Source organism: Actinomyces sp. HPA0247 (assembly GCA_000411415.1).
Lineage (GTDB): Bacteria > Actinomycetota > Actinomycetes > Actinomycetales > Actinomycetaceae > Pauljensenia.
In genome coordinates this window covers 65,634-88,433 of sequence record KE150451.1, presented here as the reverse complement: position 1 = coordinate 88,433, position 22,800 = coordinate 65,634, and the positions used below count along the sequence as shown (strand labels likewise).

Genomic DNA, 22,800 nt, shown 5'->3' with positions numbered 1-22,800 from the left:
TCGATCACATGTCGGCGCACCCGCAGGTGGGGGCCGCTACCATTGTCCTGACTGCCGTGAAAGGGGAGTGGCGTGGATCTGCTCGTTGTTGGATCGGGCTTTTTTGGCCTGACGTTCGCCCGCGAGGCCGCGGAGCGTTTCGGTATGGACGTGACCGTCATTGAGCGTCGCGATCACATCGGAGGCAACGCCTATTCGTCGATCGACGAGGCCACCGGCGTCGAAGTGCACCGCTACGGCACGCACCTGTTCCACACGTCGAACGAGCGCGTGTGGTCGTACGTCAACCGATTCACGGCCTTCAACGAGTACCGCCACCGCGTCTACGCCAACTACCGGGGCGTCGTCTACCCGCTGCCTATCAACCTGGGCACCATCAACCAGTTCTTCTGCGCAGCCTACTCGCCGGCCGAGGCCCGCGCGCTCATCGAGCGCCAGGCCGCCGAGATCACGGGCGAACCCGGTAACCTCGAGGAGAAGGCGATTAGCCTGATCGGCCGCCCGCTCTACGACGCCTTCATCGCGGGGTACACGGCCAAGCAGTGGCAGACGGATCCGCGCGAGCTTGCCGCGTCCATCATCACGCGACTGCCCGTGCGCTTCACCTACGAGAACCGCTACTTCCAGGACCGCTACGAGGGCCTGCCTCTCAACGGCTACGGCGCGTGGATCGCGAACATGGTTGATCACCCGCGCATTACCGTGCACACGGGCGTGGACTTTTTCGATGCCTCCTCGCCGTTCTCGAAGGGCGCGACCGTCGGCCAGGTCCCGGTCGTCTACACGGGCGCTATCGACCGCTACTTCGACTACGAGGCCGGCGAGCTCGGCTGGCGCACCCTCGACTTCGAGACCGAGGTCGTGGACGTGCCTGATTACCAGGGCTGCTCCGTCATGAACTACTCGGATCGCGACGTGCCTTTCACGCGTATCCACGAGTTCGCGCACCTGCACCCCGAGCGGGATCGAAGCGGCGCGACCAACACGATCATCCAGCGCGAATACTCGCGATTCGCGCGCCCCGGCGACGAACCCTACTATCCGATCGCCTCGCCGTCGGACCGCTCGACGCTCGCGGCATACCGCGACATGGCGGCGGGGGAGCAGGACGTCCTCTTCGGCGGGCGCCTGGGCTCCTACCAGTACCTGGATATGCACATGGCGATTGCGTCGGCCCTCACCAAGGTCGACGAGGCCGTGGCCTCCTGGCGCTGACGGGTTTCCTGCTGCCGTGGCGTCGATCGTCTGGTCGGTCCTGTCGATCGCCCTCATCATCGGTGTTGGCTGGGTTGCTCGTCTTGGCGGTGCACTCGGCCCCGAGGCCGCAGGCACGCTTGCCTCGGCAACGTATTGGGTGGCTAGCCCCGCGATGCTCTTCCACGCCATCGTCTCGACTGGGACCTCGGGAGTCTTCGGTGTTCCGCTCGCCGTGGCCGCCGCATCGGGTGTGGGCACCGCGCTGCTGTTCGCGCTCGTTGGCAGGTTCTTCCTGCGCCTGACTCGCGGCGAAATCGCCTTGGGGGCCATGGCCTCGTCCCTCAATAACGGCGCGTACATCGGTATCCCGATCGCCGTCTATGTCCTGAATGACGCGTCCGCGGTCGTTCCCATCCTGGTGTTCCAGCTGGGTTTCTTTACGCCGATGTTCTTTGTTCTGGCCGACCTGGTGGGTTCCGGGCAGCGGCCATCGATTGTCGGTATTGCGAGGGTGGTCGCTCGCAACCCGATGGTCATCGCAGCGGTGTGCGGTTTCCTGTTTTCCGCTGTGGGGTGGCCGATGCCGACCCTCCTCGACGTGTCGACGTCCATGTTGGGGGCTGCCGCGCCCCCGATGATTCTTCTGTCCTTCGGTGCCTCGCTCGTGGATCGACGTTCGGCGTCCGGGGATTCCGGTATTGCTGCGACCGCCTGTGCCATCGTCGGCAAGCTTGCGCTTCAGCCCGCGATCGCGTGCGGCGTCGGAATGCTGCTCGGTTTGACCGGTCCTGCGCTCATGTCGGTGACCATTATGGCGGCGCTGCCTTCCGCGCAGAACGCCTACATCGCTGCGACGCGTGCCAAGGCGGGGGAGCGGATCGCGCAGGGAACGGTCCTCGTGACGACCTTCGCATCGCTGCCCGTCGTCGTTGGTATTGCAGCGCTTTTCCACGCCTTGGGGCTCGTGGGCTAACGGTTTCGTCCATCGTTTGACGCTTTGCGTCCACCCCCCGGCGCAGATTCAGAGTGTCAAGACTACGTAAAAAAGAGTGCAAAAACACGTTCTGTATCGTGGACTCTGGCTGACTTCTGGGTATATCAGCCCTAGTCTGGCTGGGAATTATCCCGTATAGACACGAATGCAAGGAACTCACTCCATGTCATCCTCCGCATCCAAATCCGCGCCACGCGCGCGCGACTCGTGGAGCGGCCAGACAGGCTTCCTCCTGGCAGCCATCGGCTCGGCCATCGGCCTGGGCAACATCTGGCGTTTCCCCGGCGTCTCCTACTCCAACGGCGGCGGCGCCTTCCTGGTCCCGTATCTCGTCGCACTGATTTTCGTTGGCATCCCCATGCTGTGGCTTGACTACGCGGTCGGCCACAAGTTCCGCGGTTCACCGCCGTGGGCTCTGCGCAAGATTATCGGAGGCGGCGAGTTCATCGGCTGGTTCCAGACCTTCGTGTGCTTCGTCATCATGGTCTACTACGGCGCGGTCCTCGCGTGGGGCGTGCAGTACACGATCTACTCGGTGAATGCGGCTTGGGGCGACGACCCGACGACGTTCTTCACTGACACGTTCCTGCAGGTTGTCCCCGGTGATACGTTCTCCTGGGCGCCCGCCTGGTCGGTGATGATTCCCCTCGCGCTCGTGTGGGTCCTCGTCCTCTTCGTGATCGGACGTGGCCTGTCCAAGGGTGTCGAGGCGGCCAACAAGGTCTTCCTCCCGCTGCTCGTCATCCTCTTCCTCGCGCTCGTCGTTCGCGCGCTCTTCCTGCCCGGCGCCGTTGAGGGCCTCAACGCCTTCTTCACCCCGAACTGGGGCGCGCTCGCCGATCCCAAGGTCTGGCTGGCTGCCTTCGCGCAGATCTTCTACTCGCTGTCCGTGGGCTTCGGTATCATGCTGACCTACGCCTCCTACCTCCAGCGCAAGTCGAACCTGACCGGCACCGCGCTCGTGGCTGGCTTCGCGAACTCGTCCTTCGAGATCCTCGCGGGCATTGGCGTCTTCAGCGCCGTTGGCTTCATGGCGCACCAGGGCGGCGTGAGCGTCTCCGAGGTTGAGGGCCTGACTGGCCCGATCCTCTCCTTCGTGACCTTCCCGAAGATCATCTCGATGATGCCCGGCGGCCCGATTTTCGGCGTCCTCTTCTTCTCGTCGCTGGTTCTGGCCGGCGTGACCTCGCTGCTTTCTCTCCTCCAGGTCGTCTCGGGCGGCCTGCAGGACAAGTTCGGCTGGTCGCCCGCCCGCTCGGCGCTGGTCCTCGGTGTTCCGGCCACCGTCATCTCCCTGGTGCTCTTCGGCACCCGCTCGGGCCTGAACAACCTCGACATCGTTGACAACTTCATCAACTCGATCGGTGTCGTGTCCTCGGCGATCATGTTCGCCGTCCTGTGCGCGGTCGCCGGCCCCCGCCTCGGGGTGCTGCGTGCCCACCTCAACTCGGTGTCCAGCGTGAAGGTCCCCAAGCTCTGGGAGCCCCTCGTCGGCATCGTCATCCCGGTCGTTCTGTTCGTCATGATGGCAATGTCCATCGTCGATCTGCTGACGCACGGATACGGCAAGTACCCGACGAGTTACGTGCTGATCTTCGGCTGGGGCTCCGTTGCGGTTGCAGTGGTCGCCGCCCTGATCCTCACGTTCATTCCGTGGAAGCATCGCCCGGTGGACACTCACGCGACGGTCGCTCAGATCCTCGCTGATGACACTGACGAAACCGCTTCGATCGAAGGAGGCGCCAAGTGACCGCTCCCGCTATCGCTCTCATGATCCTGACGATTCTGCTCGTCTGGGGTGGCCTCGTCGCTTCCGTCGTCATGCTGCAGGTTCTCTCTGTCCCGTCGGACGAGGAGACCGAGGCAGCACAGCGCGCTATCGAAGCCGCCGAAGCTGCGAAGCAGTAGGGTGGCATCGTGAAGCTCGTTGCCTTTGATCTCGATGACACCCTGGCGCCCTCGAAGTCGCCGTTGCCCGCCCGCATGGACGTCGCGCTGCGTTCCCTGCTCGACCACGTGGAGGTGTGCATCATCTCCGGTGGTCAGATGGGGCAGTTCCGCACCCAGGTGCTGGACAACCTGAACGCCACGGACGAGGAGCTCGCGCGCCTGCACCTGATGCCCACGTGCGGCACTCGCTACTACCGCTACGAGGATGGCGCGTGGGTTGAGCGTTACGCCCACGACCTGGATCCCGAGGTCGCCGCCCGCGCGATTGCCTCGCTTGAGCGCCACGCGCGTGAGCTCGGCCTGTGGGAGTCCAATCCGTGGGGCAACATCATCGAAGACCGTGGCTCGCAGATCACCTTCTCTGCCCTGGGCCAGGAAGCGCCGCTCGATGCGAAGCGCGCCTGGGATCCCGATGGCACCAAGAAGGCGGCTCTGCGCGACGCAGTTCAGCCCGACGTCCCTGAGCTCGATGTGCGCGGAGGTGGCTCGACCTCGGTCGACATCACGACGCGCGGTATCGACAAGGCGTTCGGCATGGGCAAGCTCGTCGAGGAGACGGGAATTCCCGCCTCCGAGATGCTCTTCATCGGCGATCGCCTCGATCCGGAAGGCAACGACTATCCGGTCAAGGCCGCCGGCTACGCGACGCGGGCCGTGAGCGGCTGGGAAGAGTGCGTGGATGTCATCGACGAGATCGTCGCATCCATGAGCTGAACCGTCGGACATACGACGAGGCCGGGGCTGGGCAACCAGCTCCGGCCTCGTTTCGTTGTCCAGCGGCGGTCGCGGCGCCGCTTGCTGATAACCTCAGTGCTGCTGCGTGCCGATGCCCCTGGTGGCCCAGAAGACGACGGCTGATGCGGCCGCGACGTTGAGTGAGTCGACACCGTGGTCCATGGGGATTTTGACGGTGTAGTCGGAGGCTGCGATGGTGCGACGCCCGAGTCCGTCACCTTCAGTGCCCATGACCATCGCGAGGCGTGCGTCGGGGCCTTGGAGCGCGGGTAGCGAGGCAAAGTCGTCGAGGGACACGGAATCGTCGGAGAGAGCCAGGGAGGCCACGGTGAAGCCGGCCTTCTGGAGGATCGTGATGTCCCCGGGCCACGATTCGAGTCTGGTCCATGGGACCTGGAAGACGGTTCCCATGGAAACGCGCACGGATCGCCGGTAGAGGGGGTCGGCGCACTGCGGGGTGACCAGGACGGCGTCCACGCCGAGCGCGGCGGCGGAGCGGAAAGCTGCGCCCACGTTCGTGTGGTCGACGAGGTTTTCGAGGACGACGACGCGGCGAGCGGGCTGGCCGCCGCGCGCGGTGGCGAGTAGCTCGTCCAACGAGGGTAGGATCGGGCGCTGCATGGCGGCCAGGGCGCCGCGGTGCAGGTGGAAGCCCGTCATCTGTTCCAGGACGTCCTCATCAGCGACGAAGACTGGAACCTGCGCGCCATCGGGAGCGCCCGTCGCTTCTGAGATGAGCGCTTCGAGCGTGGGCAGCCAGCGCTTGGACATGAGGAAGGAGCGCGGGTGGTGGCCCGCGCGGATGGCGCGTTCGATGACGTTCGCGGATTCGGCCATGTACAGGCCGCGTTCCGGCTCGATCTTGGAACGAAGCTTGACGTCTTTGAGGCGCGTGTAGTCGTCCAGGCGCGAGTCTGCGGCCAGATCCGCGCTGGTCAGTTCGATGATCATGGTGTCCTCAGGCGCGCTGGAGGGCGCGAGAGACCTCGCCCGGCCAGGACGGGCCCTCGAAGATGAAGGCGGAGAAGGCCTCGACCAGGTCGGCGCCCGCTCCGATCATGCGCAGCGCGTCCTCGGGCGAGGAGATGCCGCCGGTTCCGATGAGGATCTGTTCCTCGTCGAGGTGGCGAGCCACCAGGGAGACGACCTCGAGCGCGCGGGGCAGCAGCGGAGCGCCGGAGACGCCGCCCTCGCCCAGGTCGTGGTTGATCGTCGTGTTCGTGGCGACGACACCCGCCAGGCCGAGCTCCTTCGTCAGCTCGACGACGGCGACGATGTCCTCATCGGCGAGGTCGGGGGCAATCTTGACGAAGAGGGGCATGACGCGGTCGGGTGCCCCTGCCTCGCAGCCGCGGCGGGCTGCCTGCAGGATCGGGCGCAGGTGATCGACCGACTGCAGGTCACGCAGTCCGGGCGTGTTGGGGGAGGAGACGTTGACGACGACGAAGTCGACCCAGTGGGCCAGCGTCTTCGCGCAGTACTCGTAGTCGGCCGGGGCGTCCTCTTCGGAGGTCACTTTGTTCTTGCCGATGTTGGCGCCCACGATGGCGGCGCGGCCCGCGGACGTCGAGCGAAGCTCGCGCAGCTTTTCGGCGGCTGCGTCCGCGCCAGCGTTGTTGAAGCCCATACGGTTGCGCAGGCCGCGCTCTTCCATGAGGCGCCACAGACGCGGGGCGTCGTTGCCGGGTTGGGGGCGCGGGGTGACGGTTCCGATTTCGACGAAGGCGTAGCCGAGGGCACACATGCCGAGCACGGCCTGCGCATCTTTGTCCATCCCGGCCGCGAGGCCCAGACGCGAGGGCAGACGGCGCTGTCCCAGCGTCAGGGGGACCTCGACTCCGTTCACCATCCGGGTGGGGCTGTGGTGGGGATCGAGGTAGCCCAGTGTGGCGCGCATGAGTCCGCGCGTCGGGGCGAATCGGCCGGCCAGAGAAATTGCTCCCAGGCCCAGGTGGTGTGCATCTTCCGGGTCGGAACGTGAGATGAAGTGTGTGAAAGCCCAGTTGTACGCGCGTCGGATCATGCTCCCTAGGATAGTTGATCAGTCCCACCATGCCCACCACCACCGCATGGATGATCCGTCTCGAACGAGCAGGCGCATCTCGTCGGGCGGGATCGCCTCCTCGCCAAGCCCAAGGACCGTGGCAAGCGTCAGCCAGTGCTGGTAGCTCGGATACCGCTCCTCGTCGATGGGGGCACCGGTGTGTGCGATGATCGCTGACTCGGGGACGAGCACGGTGTCGATGCTGACGCGTTCGTCTCGGCGAGGGGCACGGATGACGTATCCCTCGAGGCTCAGTCCGTCGATGCGCGAGGCGGCGCGCAGCAGGTCAATGATCCGAGGCGCGTTGTTCTGTCTATCGTCGCGTGCATCCTTCGGCAGGAGCGAGGCGAGGCGCCGCGCATCCGTGCCTGTGAGGTCAGCGAAACGCGCGTAATCTCCCAGGTCCCACCCGTCGCACAGGTAGGGGGTAAGGAGAGTGGCAATTCCTCGGTCGTCGAGCCAGTGGGCGGGGCCGTACAGGCCTTCCGGGGTCGGCTCGTCATCCTCACATCCGATAGTGCAGGCGGGCAGCAGTGTGGTCGTCGTGTGCATGATGCATCCTTCTCGTCGTTGTCGGGGCGCCGATGCTCCGACACGACCAGGATGACCCGCGAGAGGAGGTGGAATCTAGCGCGACGGTGACCCCTGTGGATGCAGGTTCGGCCGCGACGGACCCTGTGGATAAAACGCGTCGGCCCCGCCACCATGTGGATGGGGCGGGGCCGACGGGGTTTGTGGATTACTTCGGGAACTGTCCGCGGTCAACCTGGGGGCGCGGCGAGCGCCAGCGACGCGGCATGATCATGCGGGAGAAGGTGTAGTACCCGGTGCCGGAGGGGATGTCGTCGCGTGGGTGTGCTTGCGCAAACGTGCGCTTGACCTTGCGCCACACGAGGAAGGACTCGACTGCGGTGATGATGAAGGAGCCGTACATGAGGATCGACGATCCGTAGAGCAGGTAGGCCTGGTACTGCAGCGGGATCTTGTTGCCGAGCATCGAGAGCAACATGATGAGGATGATGGAGACCATCATGACGGCGAGGATCCACTCGGAGAAGGAGTGTCGTGCGTCCACGTAGTCGCGCACGAAGCGACGGGCGGCGCCCTTATCGCGGGCAGGCAGGTACCTCTCTTCGCCGGTCACCAGCGCGCGCTGTTCAGCGTCGAAGCGCGCGTTGCGGGCGGCGCGTGCGGCACGCTTGGCTTCCTTGCGGTCCTTGGGAACCAGAGGGTGAATACGGGCGGCCTCAGCGTCCTTACGCTTGGGCGTGGGGCGGCCTTTTTTGCCGCCGGGCGTCGTTGAGACTGGCTCAACGTGCATCGAGGTCTCGTCGTTGTTGTTCTTGCTTCGTCCAAACACGCTTCAAGGCTAGCGGATAGCCTGCCCGCCTCGCACTCCCATGGTCTACCCTGGTCGTATGGCTGATACTTCACACGCATTGTCGTCGTCCGTTTTGAGGGAGCGCCTGGAGGCTGCTTTCCCGTCCCTGCTGGAGGAACTCACGCAGCTCGTCGCGATTCCGTCGGTGTCGTCGGATCCCGCGCACGCCGCCGACGTGGAGCGCAGCGCCGAGCATATCCGCGAGCGTTTCGCGGCCCTTGGTCTGGATGCCAAGGTCCTGCGCGAGACCGCCGCGGATGGCACTGAGGGTAAGCCTGCGCTCGTCGCTCACTCGCCTCGCATCGAGGGTGCGCCGACCGTTCTGCTCTACGCCCATCACGACGTCCAGCCGGTGGGTGAGCTGAGCCGTTGGAGCTTGGATCCCTACAAGGCGGAGGTTCGTGGAGACCGCATTTACGGTCGCGGTTCTTCCGATGACGGCGCCGGCATTACGGTGCACCTGGGGTCCCTGTCGATCCTCGGCGAGGATCTGCCGGTCAACGTCGTCGTGTTCATCGAGGGTGAGGAAGAGATCGGTTCTCCCTCGTTTACCGCGTTCCTCGACGCGCACAAGGATGAGCTTGCCGCCGACGTCATCGTCGTGACGGATTCGTCGAACTGGAAGGTGGGCGAGCCCGCCGTCACCTCGACGCTGCGCGGCAACGCGATCGTGACCGTCGACGTGACCGTCGCGGACCATGCGGTGCACTCGGGCGCCTTCGGCGGCCCGCTGCTCGATTCGGTGGCTGTCTCCTCGATGCTGATCGCCTCGCTCTTCGATGAGAAGGGTGATGTCGCGGTCCCGGGCCTGGGCGGTTCGGATCACGCGGACGTGGATTGGCCGGAGGAGGAGCTGCGCGCTGCGGCCGGTATGGTCGAGGGCCTGCAGTTGGCGGGTTCGGGCGACATCGCCGCCCGCATGTGGACCAAGCCCTCGATCTCGGTGATCGGTTTCGACGCGCGTCCCGTTTCTAACGCCTCGAATACGATTGCCCCGCACACGCGTTTCCGCCTGTCGATGCGCACGGTGCCCGGCGTTGATCCCGTCGAGGCTCAGACCAAGCTCGTCGACTACCTGCTCGCTCACGCGCCCTTCGGTGCGCGCGTCGAGGTGACGGCCGAGGATGCTGGTGCTGGCTACCAGGCGGACATGACCTCCCCCGTGACGAAGGCGCTGCACGAGTCCCTTACCGATGCCTGGGGCGTTCCCTCGGTCAATATCGGCGTGGGCGGCTCGATTCCGTTCATTTCTGACTTCCAGCGCATCTTCCCGAGCGCGCAGGTCGTCGTCACCGGCGTTGAGGACCCGCTGACGAACGCTCACTCGGAGGATGAGTCGCAGTCGATTTCCGACCTGAAGGCCGCGATCCTCGCCGAAGCGCTTCTGCTGACGCGCGTGGCGGCCCTGTGAGTCGTGTTGTTATCGCCGGTCGGTGGGACGGGGGTATTCCCGCCTCGCCGACCGGCGACGCACTTGCTGCAATCGCTCGGGGCGTTCTTACCGGCGCCCCCAGTTCGACGGTGGCGACGCTTCCCGTCGGGACTGGACCAACCTTCGATGAGGCCGTGGCTGCGTTGCGCTCCCAGGCCTCGTTCGTGCGCGTGCCGACGGATGCCTCGTCGTCGCGTGAGGCGGGCGTGTGCGTGGCGGAAACGCTCGGGATGCAGCGGACGGTCATCGTTGAGGGGGGACACAACGCTTCCCCGGACTGCGGCATCGGCTTTCTCGAAGGACTTCTCGGCGATAGCTGTATTGATCCGAGGCGGCCCGAGGTGCTTGCCGATGCGCTGACGCGCGCCCAGGGCCTCGTCGCTGATGCGGGCGTCGATCTTGTGTGCGCAGCGTCCACCGCGCGTCCACTGCTGGGCCTCGACTCGGTCCTTGCGGTTGCGCCTGACCTGGAGCCTGTCGAGAACCAAGACACCGCCCTCACTGCTGCCCTCACGCAGGCGTTTGCGCATCGTCCGCTGGGGCGACGCCAGCTTTTAGAGGGCCAGGATGTTCACCCGGCGCGCCTGCGTGGCTCTGGTGCCGGTGGCGGCGTGGGAGCCGTCATTGCTGCGATTGGTGGGCGCATCGTCTCCACCGGTGATCTCCTGTCCCAGTTGCTTGATCTGGACGACATCATGGAGGGCTGCGACCTCGTGATCGTCGCCGAGCCCGAGCTGTCCTCACCGCTGCTCGCCGAGTCCACGCTCGAGCGCGTGACGAGTGCCGCTGCGGCGCATGCCCTGCCCGTCGTTGCCATCACTCGCAGGTCCAGCCTCTCGCATTTTGAGAAGGCCGAATGGGGGCTTCACGGAGTGTTCGAGACGGAGGGATCCGTCATGCTCGAAGACGCCGGACGGCGCATCGCTCGCACCTGGTTACGCTGAGCGCGCACCCCAGCCGTGGCGCGTGGTCCCGGCGGGGGAGTAGTGTGTCAAGCGAATACGTCTATCCGTTACGAAAAGGAGCATCATGTCCGAGTCCGCAACTCAGGCTCCCACCCACGAGGTCATCCTCACCGACGTCGCAGCTGCGAAGGTGAAGAGCCTCCTTGAGCAGGAGGGTCGCGACGACCTGCGCCTGCGCATCGCCGTTCAGCCCGGTGGCTGCTCCGGCCTCATCTACCAGCTGTACTTCGATGACCGCACCCTCGACGGCGACGCGATTCGCTCCTTCGACGGCGTTGAGGTTGTCGTCGATCGTATGAGCGTTCCCTACCTGAGCGGTGCCACGATCGACTTCGCCGACACCATTGAGCGTCAGGGCTTCACCATCGATAACCCGAACGCCCAGAACACCTGCGCCTGCGGCGAATCCTTCCACTGAGTCGAAAGAACACTTTTCCATGATGTCCTCCCTGCGCCGCTTCGGCGCCATCGTCGGCGCAGCCGCCCTCGTTGTCGGGCTCGCGGCCTGCTCCGATGCTTCGTCGTCTTCGTCTTCCGCTCCCGCGGAGATCGACTACTCCGCCTGCTCGACGGACGATTCCGCTGACCAGAATGCGAACGTTGACCGCAGCGGCAAGGGAAATTTCCCGTCGATCTCCGGCGACGACACCCCCGTGATCGCCGCTGGCAAGGGTAGCGAGCCGACCGACAAGGTCCTCGTCAAGACCCTCAAGCAGGGCGATGGCGCGCTTGTGTGCCCGGGTGCCACGATCAAGGCGAACTACGTGGGCGCCCTGTGGAACGGCACCGTCTTCGATTCGTCCTACAAGAAGGGCGAGCCTGTCGAGTTTTCTCTCGAACAGGTCGTGAAGGGGTGGACCTACGGTCTGGCGCACACCCATGTCGGCGATCGCGTCGAGCTGGTCATCCCGGCATCCCTTGGCTACGGTGGCCAGGCTCGCGGTAACATCCCCGCGAACTCGACCCTCGTGTTCGTCGTGGACATCGTGGGTGTCGCCACCGAGAACCTGGCCGACGAGTCGGTTCTCAGCGGTGCGACGGCGACCGGCGAGGAGCTTCCCGCCGGTGTGACTGTGACCGGTGATCCCGGTGTCGAGCCGACTCTGACAATCGACGAGAGCGTCGCCGCGCCCACCGAGCAGAAGATCTACACGATCTACAAGGGCTCGGGCGAGGCACTCACAGATGACCAGACCGTCCTGTACAAGCAGGTTGTCGGAGGCTTCGGTGCGAGCGGACAGACGCAGTCCTCGTGGAGCCAGGCTCCCCTCCAGGCGCCCGTGAAGGACGCCGATCTGACGGGTGTGACCATTGGTTCTCGTCTGCTGATCGTCGCCCCGATCCAGGGCCAGGAAGCGCAGTCCGGCCAGGCGGCGACGCCCAACCGAGCGACTGTCTTTGTCGTCGACATCGTTGGCACGTCCTCGATGCAGTGACGATACGCCGACTCAGGTGACCATGAGCGGGCGGCTCCCAGTGTGGGAGCCGCCCGCTACCCGTTAGAATGGGGCCATCGCGTCGAATTGGCCGACATACGCAAGGAGAGCTTCCATGAGTGAAGAAACCGTTCAAATCCTGGTTTTCAGCGACGATAAGGACAGGCGTCAAGCTGTCATCAACGGCGTCGGACTGCGTGCTTCCAAGGACACGCCCCGCATCGAATGGGTGGAGGCCGCCACGGCTTTCGGCGTTCGTGACGCCTTCGATCAGCAGGATTTCGCGATGCTGATCCTCGATGCTGAGACGAAGAAAGAGGGCGGCATGTCTGTCGCCCAGGATCTGCGTGAGACCCGTGACGGCGTTCCCCCGATCGTGTTCCTGACCGCGCGCCCGCAGGACGAGTGGCTGGCCACGTGGGCCGGTGCAGCGGCGGTTGTGGCCGATCCGATCGACCCGATCATCCTGCAGGAGACCGTCGCCGACGTGCTGCGTGGAGCCAAGTGATGGCTGCTCAGGAGTGGGCGCCGATCATTCAGGCGCTGACCGCGGGGGAGAGCCTCGATTACGGTCAGTCGTACTGGCTGATGGATCAGGTGATGAGCGGTGAACTGGGTGAGGCGCGTCTTGCCTCCTTCCTGACCGCCATGGCCATGAAGGGCGCCACGGTTGACGAGATCCACGGCCTCGCCGATGGCATGCAGGATCACGCCGCACACGTCGATCTGCCCAGCCGCGCCCTCGATATCGTGGGGACAGGCGGCGACGGGTACAAGACCGTGAACATTTCGACAATGTCCGCCATCGTGCTCGCAGCGATGGGCATCCCGCTCGTCAAGCACGGCAACCGTGCGTCGACCTCGAAGTCGGGATCCGCGGACGTTATTGAAGCGCTCGGTGTCAACCTCGACCTTGACGCCGACGCCCTGCGCCGCGTCTTCGATGAGGTGGGCATCGCGTTCCTGTTCGCCAATAAGATGCACCCCTCGATGCGTTTTGCCGCCCCCGTGCGCCGCGCGCTCGGTTTCCCCACGGCCTTCAACGTCCTGGGGCCGCTGACGAATCCGGCGCGCGTGCAGGCGTGCGCGATCGGCGCGTCGCGTGAAGAGAACGCGCGACTCATGGCGGGCGTCTACGCCTCGCGCGGCCTGAGCGCGCTCGTCTTCCGGGGCGCGAACACGGGCCTCGATGAGCTGACCACCACCGACAAGAATCAGGTGTGGATCGTCTCGGGCGGATCGGTGACTCCGACCGAGTTCGACGCCCGTGAGTCCCTGGGTATGGCCTCGTCCTCCATTGAGGATCTCGCCGGCGGTGAGGCAGCCGAGAACGCGGCCGTTGCCCGCGATGTGCTGTCGGGCGGCGGCGCGGATGCCGTTCGTGACGCCGTCGCGCTCAATGTCGGTGCCGGCATCCTGGCCTGGGAGGGCCTGGAGAACCCGGTGACCCAGGCCGACTTTGCCGAGCGCATGCGCGGTGCCGTCGAGCGCGCCCTGGGTGCGCTGGCCGATGGCTCGGGTGCGCGACTCATCGAGCGTTGGGTAGAAGCGTCGAACGCATAAGGAAAAACCTGCATCAGGTGCGCGGGTCTGTACGTCGATGGGCGGTTGCGTGGGCCAGGAGCTCGCGCAGCCGCCCGTCGCATAGCGGGCTGGCCGTCGGCTGGGCCCAGGGGAGAGGTCCGTTCCATTCGACGAGGCGCGTTCCCTCGCGGGCCAGCTCGGCGCACAGAAGCGCTGTTTCTGCCCACGACGCGCAGCTTGCTGCGACGCCGTCGGTCTCGATGGGTGTCGTGGACGTCAGAACGTCGATCCATGGGGATGGGTCGGTGTGCGGCGGAATGACGACGGAACTGAGATAGCGGCCGTGGGAGGCGACGTGCATGATCCAACCTTTCTCGCCCCCGTCTCTGCGTGATCCCCACACGATGCGCGGTGCTGCCAGGATCGGTCGCATTGTCGCGCGTTCGACGCCCGTCATGTAGGCGCTCAGGTCATCGCGAGCGGCCGCAGCGGGCTCAAAGAGTCCCTGGGCGGATAGCCTCTCCATGAGTGCGGTGAGCGTGTGTGGAACGGCCAGCGTCGATGCGGCCACGGCCTCGTGAAGGAGCTCCGGCCTGTGGGCGGGATCGGCCTGGGCTAAGACGCGCTCGATCGCTCCCGCTGCCCGCAGGGCGTGCGCGCGCGTGCCGAAGGGGCCGAGCGCGCGCGGTAGCTCATCGAGCGTGACGGACTGTACCACGCGAGGTTGGCCCGCCTCGGCGATGACCCAGTGCTGGGATCCCTGACGCGTCGATGCTGAATTGTAGGGCGGTGCCAGTTCTCTGATATCGCGCAGTTCCCGGATTCTCGCCTCGAGAATGGAAGCGGTGGGATAGGGGCGCACGCCCGCGGCGATGGAGACCATGCGCTGGACTTTCGAGCGCTTCTCCGCCTTCGTGTAGTAGCTGCTCACGCGCGAGCGCAGGGACGAGGCCGACCCGACGTAGAGCGTGTCCCCAGCCGTATCGATGAAGTGATACACCCCCGGGGAGGTGGGTAAGTCCGCGACGAAGGACGGAGCGGAGGGGCGACGCGCGGGTGCTTGTTCGGTGAGAGCAACGAGGTCCTCGACGTCGGTGGCGCCTGCCCCTGCGAGCAAGTCGATGAACCCCAGGAGGATTTCAGCGGTTGCGCGTGCATCTCCGAGCGCGCGGTGCTCGGGGACGGTGGCGGTACCGAAGTACGACGCGATCGTGCCGAGCTTGTGATTACGCACGAGCGGGCGGGGCAACGCGAGGCGCGCGAGAGCCAGCGTGTCAACAACGCGGATGCGAGGCCACGGGAGGGAGGATGCGCGGGCTGCTCGGCGCAAGAACCCCACGTCGAAGGAGGCATTGTGAGCGACGAGGACCGGGCCTCCCTTCGTCCCGAGGCCAGACCAGTCCATGAACCGCTCCAGCACCGAGGCGATCGGCTCGGCGTTCGCGACCATCGCCGGCGTAATCCCCGTGAGCGACGTGATGAATGGCGGAATGGGGCGCGAGGGCTTCACGAGCGAAGAAAACTCGTCCATGATGGCACCGTCTTGCACGCTCACTGCGCCGATCTCAGTGATTTCCGCGCCAGCTCCGAGTCCCGTCGTTTCCAGGTCGACAATCACCCAGCGTCCGCCCGAGGCCGGGGTCCCAACGGCATCCAGGCTGGGCTGTAGCTCGACGGATGAGGCCCGGGACAGGGCTTGCGACACCACCGATCGGGCGAAAGGACGGGCCGACTCGCCGGGCGCTATGGTTTCCCCACAATCGCGCACGGGAGTCTGTTTCGTCATACAGTTGATACTAATTCGTTCGCGCGCTCGCGCGCCCGTCGAGACTTCAGGAGTGACAGTGGCGTTCTATCAGGCTCTCAAGGCGACCGGCAGCCCCGTTCTGAAGGCGGCCTATCACCCGTGGATCCGCGGCAAGGAGAACATTCCCGCCGAAGGACCCGCCATTCTCGCGTCCAACCACAACGCTGTGTGGGACTCCGTCTTCCTGCCGATGATGCTCGACCGTGAGGTCGTCTTCATGGGAAAGGCCGACTACTTCACGGGCACCGGTCTCAAAGGGTGGATGACGAAGGAGTTTATGCGTGCCGTGGGCACCATCCCCGTCGACCGTACCGGTGGCCGCGCGTCCGAGGCGGCGCTGAACGCCGGACTCAAGCGCCTGCGCGACGGTGAACTCTTCGGCATCTACCCCGAAGGAACACGCAGCCCCGATGGGCGCCTCTACCGCGGCAAGACCGGCGTCGCGCGCCTTGCCCTCCTCTCCGGCGCACCCGTTATCCCCGTGGCGATGATCGGCACCCATGCCGCGCAGCCGATCGGCCAAAAGATCCCGTCCCGTACGAATATCGGCATGGTGATCGGCGAGCCCCTGGACTTCTCGCGTTACCGCGGCCTCGACAAGGACCGCTACGTGCTGCGGGCCATCACCGACGAAATCATGTACAACCTCATGCTCCTGTCTGGGCAGGAGTACGTGGACCTGTATGCCGCTGACGTCAAGGCGCAGCTGGCAGCAGAGGGCGCTTTCGAGGGGCCCGTTCCCTCCAACGGTCGCCCCGCACCCGGTGGGCGCACCGCCCCCGACGTCCCCGTGCCCACCGCCCCCGAGGAAGAGAGCGGCGAGGAGCAGGAGGCCTCGGACAAGGAGTAATGGCTGTTCGCCGTCATCTCACGATTGGGGCACGCATTCGCGTTTCGTGGGACGGGTGTCCTTGGCGAAAGGCGATGTGGGCCGGGTAGAATGAACTGTGCCCTGCACACGCGCGCCTTCGCGCACTAGGCAGCCCCATCGGGCAGCCGGGGTGACGCGGAGCGTGCATGCACGCGCGGGGCCGTACCTAACCAACCTGAGAAAGGTGACATTCATGTCGGTCCGTCGTGTTGCCCTGCTGACCGCAGGTGGCTTCGCCCCGTGCCTGTCCTCCGCCGTCGGTGGACTCATCGAGCGCTACAACGAAATTGATCCCACGGTTGAGATCATCGCTTACCAGAACGGCTACCACGGCCTGCTCACCGGCAACTACGTGCTGGTCGACGAGGAAGCTCGCAAGCACGCTGCCGTCCTGCACCGTTTCGGCGGCTCCCCGATCGGTAACTCCCGTGTCAAGCTGACCAACAAGAAGAACCTGGTCGAGCGCGGCCTCGTCTCCGAGGATGAGGACCCGCTGCAGAAGGCTGCCGAGCAGCTGCGCGCTGACGGCGTTGACGTCCTGCACACCATCGGTGGCGACGACACCAACACGACGGCCGCCGACCTGGCCGCCTACCTGGAGGAGCACGACTACCACCTGACCGTCGTGGGCCTGCCGAAGACGATCGACAACGACGTTGTGCCGATCCGCCAGTCCCTGGGCGCCTGGACCGCGGCTGAAGAGGTCTCCGAGTACTCCCAGAACATCATCGGCGAGCACCGCTCCAACCCCCGCATGCTCATCATCCACGAGATCATGGGCCGCCACTGCGGTTGGCTGACGGCCGCCGGTTCGCAGCGCTACCACGAGTGGCTCAAGACCCAGGAGTGGGTGCCCTCGATCGGTCTGTCGAAGGAGCGTTGGGACATCCACGCCATCTTCCTGCCCGAGATGAAGATCGACCTGGATGCCGAGGCCAAGCGCCTCAAGGCCATCATGGACGAGCAGGGCAACGTCAACATCTTCCTGTCCGAGGGCGCTGGCGTCCCCGAGATCATCGCGGAGATCGAGGCTGCCGGCGGCGAGGTCCAGCGTGATCCCTTCGGCCACGTCAAGCTCGACACGATTAACCCCGGCCAGTGGTTCGCCAAGCAGTTCGCCGAGAAGATCGACGCTGAGAAGGTCATGGTCCAGAAGTCCGGCTACTTCTCGCGTTCTTCGCGTGCCAACGCCGATGACCTGCGCCTCATCAAGTCGATGACCGACCTCGCAGTCGAGTGCGCCTTCAAGGGCGAGTCCGGCGTTATCGGCCACGACGAGGAGGACGGTGACCGCCTGAAGGCCATTCCGTTCCCGCGCATCGCGGGCGGCAAGCCCTTCGACATTACCGCGCCCTGGTTCGTCGAGATGATGGCTGAGATCGGCCAGACCGTCGAGCCCGCTGGCGAGTGAGTCGCTGCGCGTGATTCCTTCGATCACTCCCGGACGCGGCGGTGAGCCTGTGCGTAAGCCTCGCTCCCGCCGCGTCCCCGAGCGTCTGTGGTCACCCGAGTCCGGGGAGCGTGCTCCCTGGGACACGTGGCGTGGCCTGGACGCAGCCCAGCAGCCTACCTACGCGGACGCGGAACATCTCAGTGATGTGACGGCGCAGCTGCGCCGCCAGCCGCCGCTCGTGTTCGCCGGGGAGGTTGACGATCTGCGCACGTGGATGGGTGCGGCTGCCCGCGGCGAGGCCTTCGTCCTGATGGGCGGGGACTGCGCTGAGACCTTCGCTGAGGCGACGGCGGATCATGTGCGCTTGAAGATTCAGACCCTGCTGCAGATGGCGGTCGTGCTGACCTACGGCGCGTCTTTGCCGGTCATTAAGGTCGGCCGTATTGCGGGTCAGTACGCCAAGCCGCGCTCGTCCGACATGGAGACGCGTGACGGTGTGACGCTGCCGAGCTACCGCGGCGATGCGGTGAACTCCTTCGAGTTCACCCCCGAGGCGCGCGAGCCCGATCCGCAGCGCCTTCTGTCGCTGTACAACCACGCCGCGTCGACGCTGAACCTGATTCGTGCGTTCACGAAGGGCGGCTACGCGGACCTGCGTCAGGTGCATCGCTGGAATCAGGGCTTCATGTCGAATCCGGCCTATGCGCGCTATGAGTCGCTCGCGGAGGACATCCACCGCGCGATCAAGTTTATGGGTGCCGCCGGCGTCGATTTTGAGACACTGCGCGATGTTGACCTGTACTCGTCGCACGAGGCGTTGCTGCTCGAGTACGAGTCGGCGATGACCCGGATCGATTCGCGCACCGGCGAACCGTACAACACGTCTGCCCACTTCCTGTGGGCGGGGGAGCGGACCCGTGACGAGGAGGGCGCTCACATTGAGCTGCTATCGCGCGTTCGTAACCCGATTGGGGTCAAGCTTGGTCCGTCGACCACGCCGGACCAGATGCTGTCGCTGATCGATCGTTTGAATCCGGATGGTGAGGAGGGGCGTCTGTCGTTCATTACACGTATGGGCGCCGGCCGTATCCGCGAGGCTCTTCCGCTGCTGCTGGAAGCCGCCCGTAAGGATGGTCGCCCCGTCACGTGGATGACCGATCCGATGCACGGCAATACGATCACGTCGTCGACCGGATACAAGACGCGTCGTTTTGAGACGGTCATGGATGAGGTCCGTGGCTTCTTTGAGGCTCACGAGGCTGCGGGCACTGTGCCTGGTGGCCTGCACGTCGAACTCACGGGTGATGATGTCACCGAGGTGATCGGCGGCAGTGAGCATATCGATGACGAGGCCTTGCGGGACCGTTACGAGACGCTCGTAGACCCGCGTCTGAACCATCAGCAGAGCCTGGAGATGGCCTTCCAGGTTGCTCAGTACCTGGCGCAGGGTTCCTCACACGAGGAGTGATCCCTCGAACGAGTAGATCCCCGGCCTCGTCGAATTGGACGAGGCCGGGGATCTTTCGTTGGATGCGTGGGCGTCGGACGCGGCGTCGCGTCAGACGATGGTGATCGTGACGACGCTACCCTTCTTGAGCATTGTGCCAGCGGCGGGATCACTCTGGCGGACGGTGCCGAAGAAGCCGCCGAGAATCGCTTCCTCTTGGACGGTAAAGCCGGCTGCTTCGAGCACGCTCCTGGCATCGTCGCGCTGGCGGCCAACGACGTCGGGCACCGCGACCTTTTCGGGGCCCTTCGATACCGTGTAGGCGACGGTGTCGCCCCGGTGCAAGATGGAGCCCTCTGCGGTCTGCTGAGAGATGACCTGGCCTTGTGCGACCGTGTCGGAGAACGCCTCGGTGGGTGCGGCGACAAGGCCGAGCCCTTCAATGGCCTTCTTCGCGGCGTCCGCACTCATCCCGTTAAGGGAGGGCACAGTGAGAGGTTCGCGTCCCTTGGACAAGACGACGTCGATGGCCGTGTCGTGTGGCACCGAGGTGCCCGACGGCGCGGACTGGGAGATGACCTGTCCCTGCGGGACATCCTCGGAGTAGGCATCTGTTATCGCGCCGAGGGCCAGGCCTGCGTCGGAGAGCGTCTTCTTCGCATCATCCTGGGTCTTGCCGCCCACGTCGGGTACGGTTTTCATGTCGACACCCTTCGACACGTAGAGCTGCACGTCGGCTCGCTTATGGACCGGGGTTCCACCCTCAGGGTCGGAGCGAGTGACGGAACCGGTTGCGACGTCGTCCGAAAACTCCTCCTCGACGGAGAAGGCCAGCCCCATCGCGCCCAGATCGGTCTCAACGTCTGCGAGGGGGCGCCCATCGGTGGCGGGCATCGTCAGGTAGGAGCCGGGGCCGTATTCGGTCCACCACCAGGTGCCTCCAATTCCCGCTACCGCGAGCAGGAGGACGACCAGGCTCACCCACAGGGCTGCACGCTTGTATGTTGTCGTCGTGCCCGCCTCCTCGGGCGTTGGGATCGGCGCAGAGGTGTGGACCGTTGTGACGGTTGAAGGGGCAGGAAGCGGCCTCGTGAACTGTGCGGACATCACCTCCGTGTTCAGCGCTGTAGTTTCAGAGGCGCCGCTGCGGTCGGCGGGGGCGACATCTGCGCGCCGACTCGCCAGCTCGGCCGGAATGGCGGCGGCTGCTCGCGTCACCAGGTCGATGGCTTCGGAGGCGTCGGCCGGGCGAGAGGCGGGGTCGCGGGCGGTCAACGCCGCGACGAGATCGTCGATTTCGCGGGGGATCCAGGGCTGGGAAGCCGAAGGCTTAGGGACGTCATCGGCGACGTGATGGGTGGCGATCTGCAGCGGTGATTCGCCTGCCCACGGCACAGTGCCAGTCAGCATCTCGTACAGCATGATGCCCACGGAGTAGATATCCGAGCGTGCGTCGGCTTGCGCTGTGGTGGCTATTTCCGGCGCGATGTACGCCACGGTTCCGAGCATGTTGCCCGTCGAGGACATGGAGACCTCGGAGGCCGCGCGTGCCAAACCGAAGTCAGTGACCTTCGCGGGGCCGTCGGTTGGAACGAGGATGTTCTCTGGCTTAATGTCGCGATGGATCACGCCGACGCGGTGAGCGGCACGCAGAGCCTCAAGGGTATCGGTCGTGTAGCGCAGGGCCTGGGGAATAGTAAAGGCGCCCTGCGCGCGCAGCAGCTGGCGCAGGTTCGTTCCGTCGATGAGCTCCATGACGAGGAAGCCCTGACCGGTGATGACACCCTGGTCGAAGACGGAGACGACACCGGGGTGAACGATGCGTGCTGCGGATCGTGCCTCGCGGCGGAAGCGTGCGACGAAGTCCTGGGAGTCCGCCAGGTGAGGATGCATGACCTTGAGGGCGACGGGTCGATCAAGGCGTTCGTCCTGTGCGATGTACACGGTGGCCATGCCGCCACGCGCGAGCCTGCGCGTCACTCGGTACCGTTCGTCGACGAGGAGGCCGATCAACGGGTCCGTCTGGTCGAATGTCTGTTCATCGCTCACTTGCTCGATTCTATGGGAGTTTTCGCGAAATTATCGGAAGTGCCCACCTCGGTGCGGCGCATGAATGGGGTAGTCTTGCGCTCATGACCAGTGTTGATATCACCGTGCTCTCCACCGACGAGGTGTGTCGTCTCCTCGGCATCGAAGAACGTCGCCTCAAGCAGCTGATCCGCGATCGTGTCCTCATCGAGGCGCGCGACGGTAACGGGGCGCGTGGCATCCCTCAGGACGTGATCGTCAAGGGCGACAACGGCTGGGAGCCGCTCCCATTCCTGCAGGGAACGCTCACGCTCCTGGCGGATGATGGCTTCACGGCCGAGGAATCGTTGGCGTGGCTGTACGCCGTTCAGGACGAGCTCGGCGAGCGCCCGATCGATGCACTGACGTCGGGTCGCCATCACCGGGTCAATCGTATCGCCTCGACGCTGGCCTTCTAACCCACCGCCTCGGGCTCAGGCTCGCCGAGCGGTGAGTATCGAGCACAGCTCGCGCAGCATCGCGCGGGAATCGTCGTCGAAGGTCGAGGCCTCGAGCGCCGCGTGACCGTCGGCGACCAGGCGCGCGATCTCAGCCTCGTGGGGGCCGCGACCGTTGGATGCAACGATGCGGGTCGCCGCGCTGATCTGCGTCGCCGAGGCTTCGGCCACCCCGAGGACGTCGGTGAGGGCGGACCGCTCGGCGGGGGAGGAGACCTCCCAGGTGAGAGCCAGGAGGACGGTGCGCTTTCCTTCGCGCAGATCATCGCCCGCGGGTTTTCCGGTCACCGCGGGGTCTCCGAAAACGCCGAGGTCGTCGTCGCGTAGCTGGAACGCCAGTCCCCAGGGCGTCAGGATCTCTTCGAGGCTGCGGCTGAGCGCGTCCCCGTCGTCGAGCGTGGGGGCGCCGCAGATGGCTCCCAGGACAGCGGGGTGAACGACCGAGTAGTGAGCCGACTTATGGAGTGCGACCTCCAGCGCGTCACTGACGTTCAGTGCGTCCGTGCGTTCGGGGTCCAGCGGGCTCTGCTCGGCGGCGATATCGAGGTATTGGCCGAGTGCGACCTCTGCGTGCATGTCGGCAAAGCGGCGCGCGAACGTCTGTGCGCGTTTGTCGTCGAGTGTGAGCGCCTGCTCGTCTGCGGCGGCGGTCGCTGCGGAAAACAAAAAGTCTCCAACGAGGATCGCGGCGTGTGTTCCGAAATCTGAGGACGAGCCGATCCACGAGTGCGATGCGTGATGGGTGGCGAGGCTGCGATGAGGGGTCGGCATGCCGCGACGCTCATCTGCCTTGTCGATGATGTCATCGTGAACGAGGGCGCTGGCCTGGTAGAGCTCGAGCGCTGCGCTGAGGTGGGGCAGGGCAACGTCTTCGACTGGAATTGCTGCTCCGAGCGAGTAGCCGATATGCGCCATGAGAGCCCGGAACCGCTTCCCTCCGGCAACGGACGCGAGCACGGCCTCGGAAAACTCCTCGGATCGGCACGATGTGCCGGCGCGTGTCAGAAGGTGGGCGAGGCTCGAGGCCGTTGCCTCGTCAATGTGCGGACGCAGCGTCGCGAAACTGTCGCTCAGAGTCATGAGGTAACTCTAACTGAGG

22 protein-coding genes are annotated in these 22,800 nt (G+C 65.4%); 15 read left to right on the top strand and 7 right to left on the bottom strand.

Annotated features, from left to right (window positions below):
* Window positions 1–72: 72 nt before the first annotated feature.
* From glf to HMPREF1478_RS05540, 5 genes are all read left to right on the top strand, one after another.
* The gene (gene glf, locus HMPREF1478_RS05555) at window positions 73–1,215 is read left to right on the top strand and encodes a UDP-galactopyranose mutase (protein WP_016461101.1); all 1,143 of its coding nucleotides are present in this window, start codon (window positions 73–75) and stop codon (window positions 1,213–1,215) included.
* Between the two features lie 16 nt (window positions 1,216–1,231).
* Entirely contained in the window at window positions 1,232–2,170 is a 939-nt protein-coding gene (locus HMPREF1478_RS05550; protein WP_016461100.1) for an AEC family transporter, read from the top strand.
* Between the two features lie 184 nt (window positions 2,171–2,354).
* Window positions 2,355–3,941, top strand: a complete 1,587-nt coding sequence (locus HMPREF1478_RS05545) for a sodium-dependent transporter (protein ID WP_016461099.1) — start codon at window positions 2,355–2,357, stop codon at window positions 3,939–3,941.
* Complete coding sequence (locus tag HMPREF1478_RS10380; RefSeq protein ID WP_016461098.1) at window positions 3,938–4,099, top strand: methionine/alanine import family NSS transporter small subunit; 162 nt, start codon at window positions 3,938–3,940, stop codon at window positions 4,097–4,099. Before HMPREF1478_RS05545 ends, HMPREF1478_RS10380 begins: the two co-directional genes overlap by 4 nt.
* Before the next feature lie 9 nt (window positions 4,100–4,108).
* Window positions 4,109–4,855: an HAD-IIB family hydrolase gene (locus HMPREF1478_RS05540; RefSeq protein WP_016461097.1), complete on the top strand. Its 747-nt coding sequence runs from the start codon at window positions 4,109–4,111 to the stop codon at window positions 4,853–4,855.
* 93 nt (window positions 4,856–4,948) lie between these two features.
* Here HMPREF1478_RS05540 and HMPREF1478_RS05535 read toward each other — a convergent pair whose 3' ends face one another.
* The 4 genes from HMPREF1478_RS05535 to HMPREF1478_RS05520 all read right to left on the bottom strand — a co-directional run bounded on the left by HMPREF1478_RS05535 (window position 4,949) and on the right by HMPREF1478_RS05520 (window position 8,241).
* A complete protein-coding gene (locus tag HMPREF1478_RS05535) occupies window positions 4,949–5,827 on the bottom strand; it encodes a TrmH family RNA methyltransferase (RefSeq protein WP_016461096.1) in 879 nt (292 codons plus the stop codon).
* Between the two features lie 7 nt (window positions 5,828–5,834).
* Entirely contained in the window at window positions 5,835–6,899 is a 1,065-nt protein-coding gene (locus HMPREF1478_RS05530; protein WP_016461095.1) for a quinone-dependent dihydroorotate dehydrogenase, read from the bottom strand.
* Between the two features lie 18 nt (window positions 6,900–6,917).
* Window positions 6,918–7,472: a hypothetical protein gene (locus HMPREF1478_RS05525; RefSeq protein ID WP_016461094.1), complete on the bottom strand. Its 555-nt coding sequence runs from the start codon at window positions 7,470–7,472 to the stop codon at window positions 6,918–6,920.
* A gap of 187 nt (window positions 7,473–7,659) precedes the next feature.
* On the bottom strand, window positions 7,660–8,241 hold the full coding sequence (locus HMPREF1478_RS05520) for a DUF3043 domain-containing protein (protein ID WP_016461093.1): 582 nt from the start codon (window positions 8,239–8,241) through the stop codon (window positions 7,660–7,662).
* 97 nt (window positions 8,242–8,338) lie between these two features.
* Between HMPREF1478_RS05520 and HMPREF1478_RS05515 the strand changes: the two genes are divergently transcribed.
* From HMPREF1478_RS05515 to trpD, 6 genes are all read left to right on the top strand, one after another.
* Window positions 8,339–9,712 (top strand): M20/M25/M40 family metallo-hydrolase, encoded by a 1,374-nt coding sequence (locus HMPREF1478_RS05515; RefSeq protein WP_198008387.1) that lies wholly within the window; start codon window positions 8,339–8,341, stop codon window positions 9,710–9,712.
* Window positions 9,709–10,677, top strand: a complete 969-nt coding sequence (locus HMPREF1478_RS05510) for a glycerate kinase (protein WP_016461091.1) — start codon at window positions 9,709–9,711, stop codon at window positions 10,675–10,677. The genes HMPREF1478_RS05515 and HMPREF1478_RS05510 overlap by 4 nt, the downstream gene beginning before the upstream one ends.
* An 85-nt stretch (window positions 10,678–10,762) precedes the next feature.
* The gene (gene erpA / locus HMPREF1478_RS05505; RefSeq protein WP_003792846.1) at window positions 10,763–11,116 is read left to right on the top strand and encodes an iron-sulfur cluster insertion protein ErpA; all 354 of its coding nucleotides are present in this window, start codon (window positions 10,763–10,765) and stop codon (window positions 11,114–11,116) included.
* Window positions 11,117–11,135: 19 nt separating this feature from the next.
* Window positions 11,136–12,134, top strand: coding sequence for an FKBP-type peptidyl-prolyl cis-trans isomerase (locus HMPREF1478_RS05500; RefSeq protein WP_016461090.1), 999 nt, complete (start codon window positions 11,136–11,138; stop codon window positions 12,132–12,134).
* Between the two features lie 115 nt (window positions 12,135–12,249).
* Window positions 12,250–12,642 carry a response regulator transcription factor gene (locus HMPREF1478_RS05495; RefSeq protein WP_016461089.1) on the top strand — a complete coding sequence of 131 codons (393 nt, stop codon included), beginning with the start codon at window positions 12,250–12,252 and terminating at the stop codon, window positions 12,640–12,642.
* Window positions 12,642–13,697: an anthranilate phosphoribosyltransferase gene (trpD, locus tag HMPREF1478_RS05490; protein WP_016461088.1), complete on the top strand. Its 1,056-nt coding sequence runs from the start codon at window positions 12,642–12,644 to the stop codon at window positions 13,695–13,697. Before HMPREF1478_RS05495 ends, trpD begins: the two co-directional genes overlap by 1 nt.
* A gap of 13 nt (window positions 13,698–13,710) precedes the next feature.
* Here trpD and HMPREF1478_RS05485 read toward each other — a convergent pair whose 3' ends face one another.
* The gene (locus HMPREF1478_RS05485; protein ID WP_016461087.1) at window positions 13,711–15,444 is read right to left on the bottom strand and encodes an exonuclease domain-containing protein; all 1,734 of its coding nucleotides are present in this window, start codon (window positions 15,442–15,444) and stop codon (window positions 13,711–13,713) included.
* A 58-nt stretch (window positions 15,445–15,502) separates the two neighbouring features.
* Between HMPREF1478_RS05485 and HMPREF1478_RS05480 the strand changes: the two genes are divergently transcribed.
* The 3 genes from HMPREF1478_RS05480 to HMPREF1478_RS05470 all read left to right on the top strand — a co-directional run bounded on the left by HMPREF1478_RS05480 (window position 15,503) and on the right by HMPREF1478_RS05470 (window position 19,197).
* Complete coding sequence (locus tag HMPREF1478_RS05480) at window positions 15,503–16,315, top strand: lysophospholipid acyltransferase family protein (RefSeq protein ID WP_016461086.1); 813 nt, start codon at window positions 15,503–15,505, stop codon at window positions 16,313–16,315.
* 214 nt (window positions 16,316–16,529) lie between these two features.
* On the top strand, window positions 16,530–17,747 hold the full coding sequence (locus tag HMPREF1478_RS05475; RefSeq protein ID WP_016461085.1) for a pyrophosphate--fructose-6-phosphate 1-phosphotransferase: 1,218 nt from the start codon (window positions 16,530–16,532) through the stop codon (window positions 17,745–17,747).
* Window positions 17,748–17,757: 10 nt separating this feature from the next.
* A complete protein-coding gene (locus HMPREF1478_RS05470; protein ID WP_016461084.1) occupies window positions 17,758–19,197 on the top strand; it encodes a class II 3-deoxy-7-phosphoheptulonate synthase in 1,440 nt (479 codons plus the stop codon).
* A 90-nt stretch (window positions 19,198–19,287) separates the two neighbouring features.
* Here HMPREF1478_RS05470 and pknB read toward each other — a convergent pair whose 3' ends face one another.
* Window positions 19,288–21,225 (bottom strand): Stk1 family PASTA domain-containing Ser/Thr kinase, encoded by a 1,938-nt coding sequence (gene pknB, locus HMPREF1478_RS05465; protein WP_016461083.1) that lies wholly within the window; start codon window positions 21,223–21,225, stop codon window positions 19,288–19,290.
* A gap of 83 nt (window positions 21,226–21,308) precedes the next feature.
* Here pknB and HMPREF1478_RS05460 point away from each other — a divergent pair, with 83 nt between their 5' ends.
* Entirely contained in the window at window positions 21,309–21,662 is a 354-nt protein-coding gene (locus tag HMPREF1478_RS05460) for an Rv2175c family DNA-binding protein (RefSeq protein ID WP_016461082.1), read from the top strand.
* A 15-nt stretch (window positions 21,663–21,677) separates the two neighbouring features.
* On the opposite strand, the gene HMPREF1478_RS05455 is transcribed toward HMPREF1478_RS05460, so the two are convergent.
* Entirely contained in the window at window positions 21,678–22,781 is a 1,104-nt protein-coding gene (locus tag HMPREF1478_RS05455; protein ID WP_016461081.1) for a polyprenyl synthetase family protein, read from the bottom strand.
* Between the last annotated feature and the right edge of the window lie 19 nt (window positions 22,782–22,800).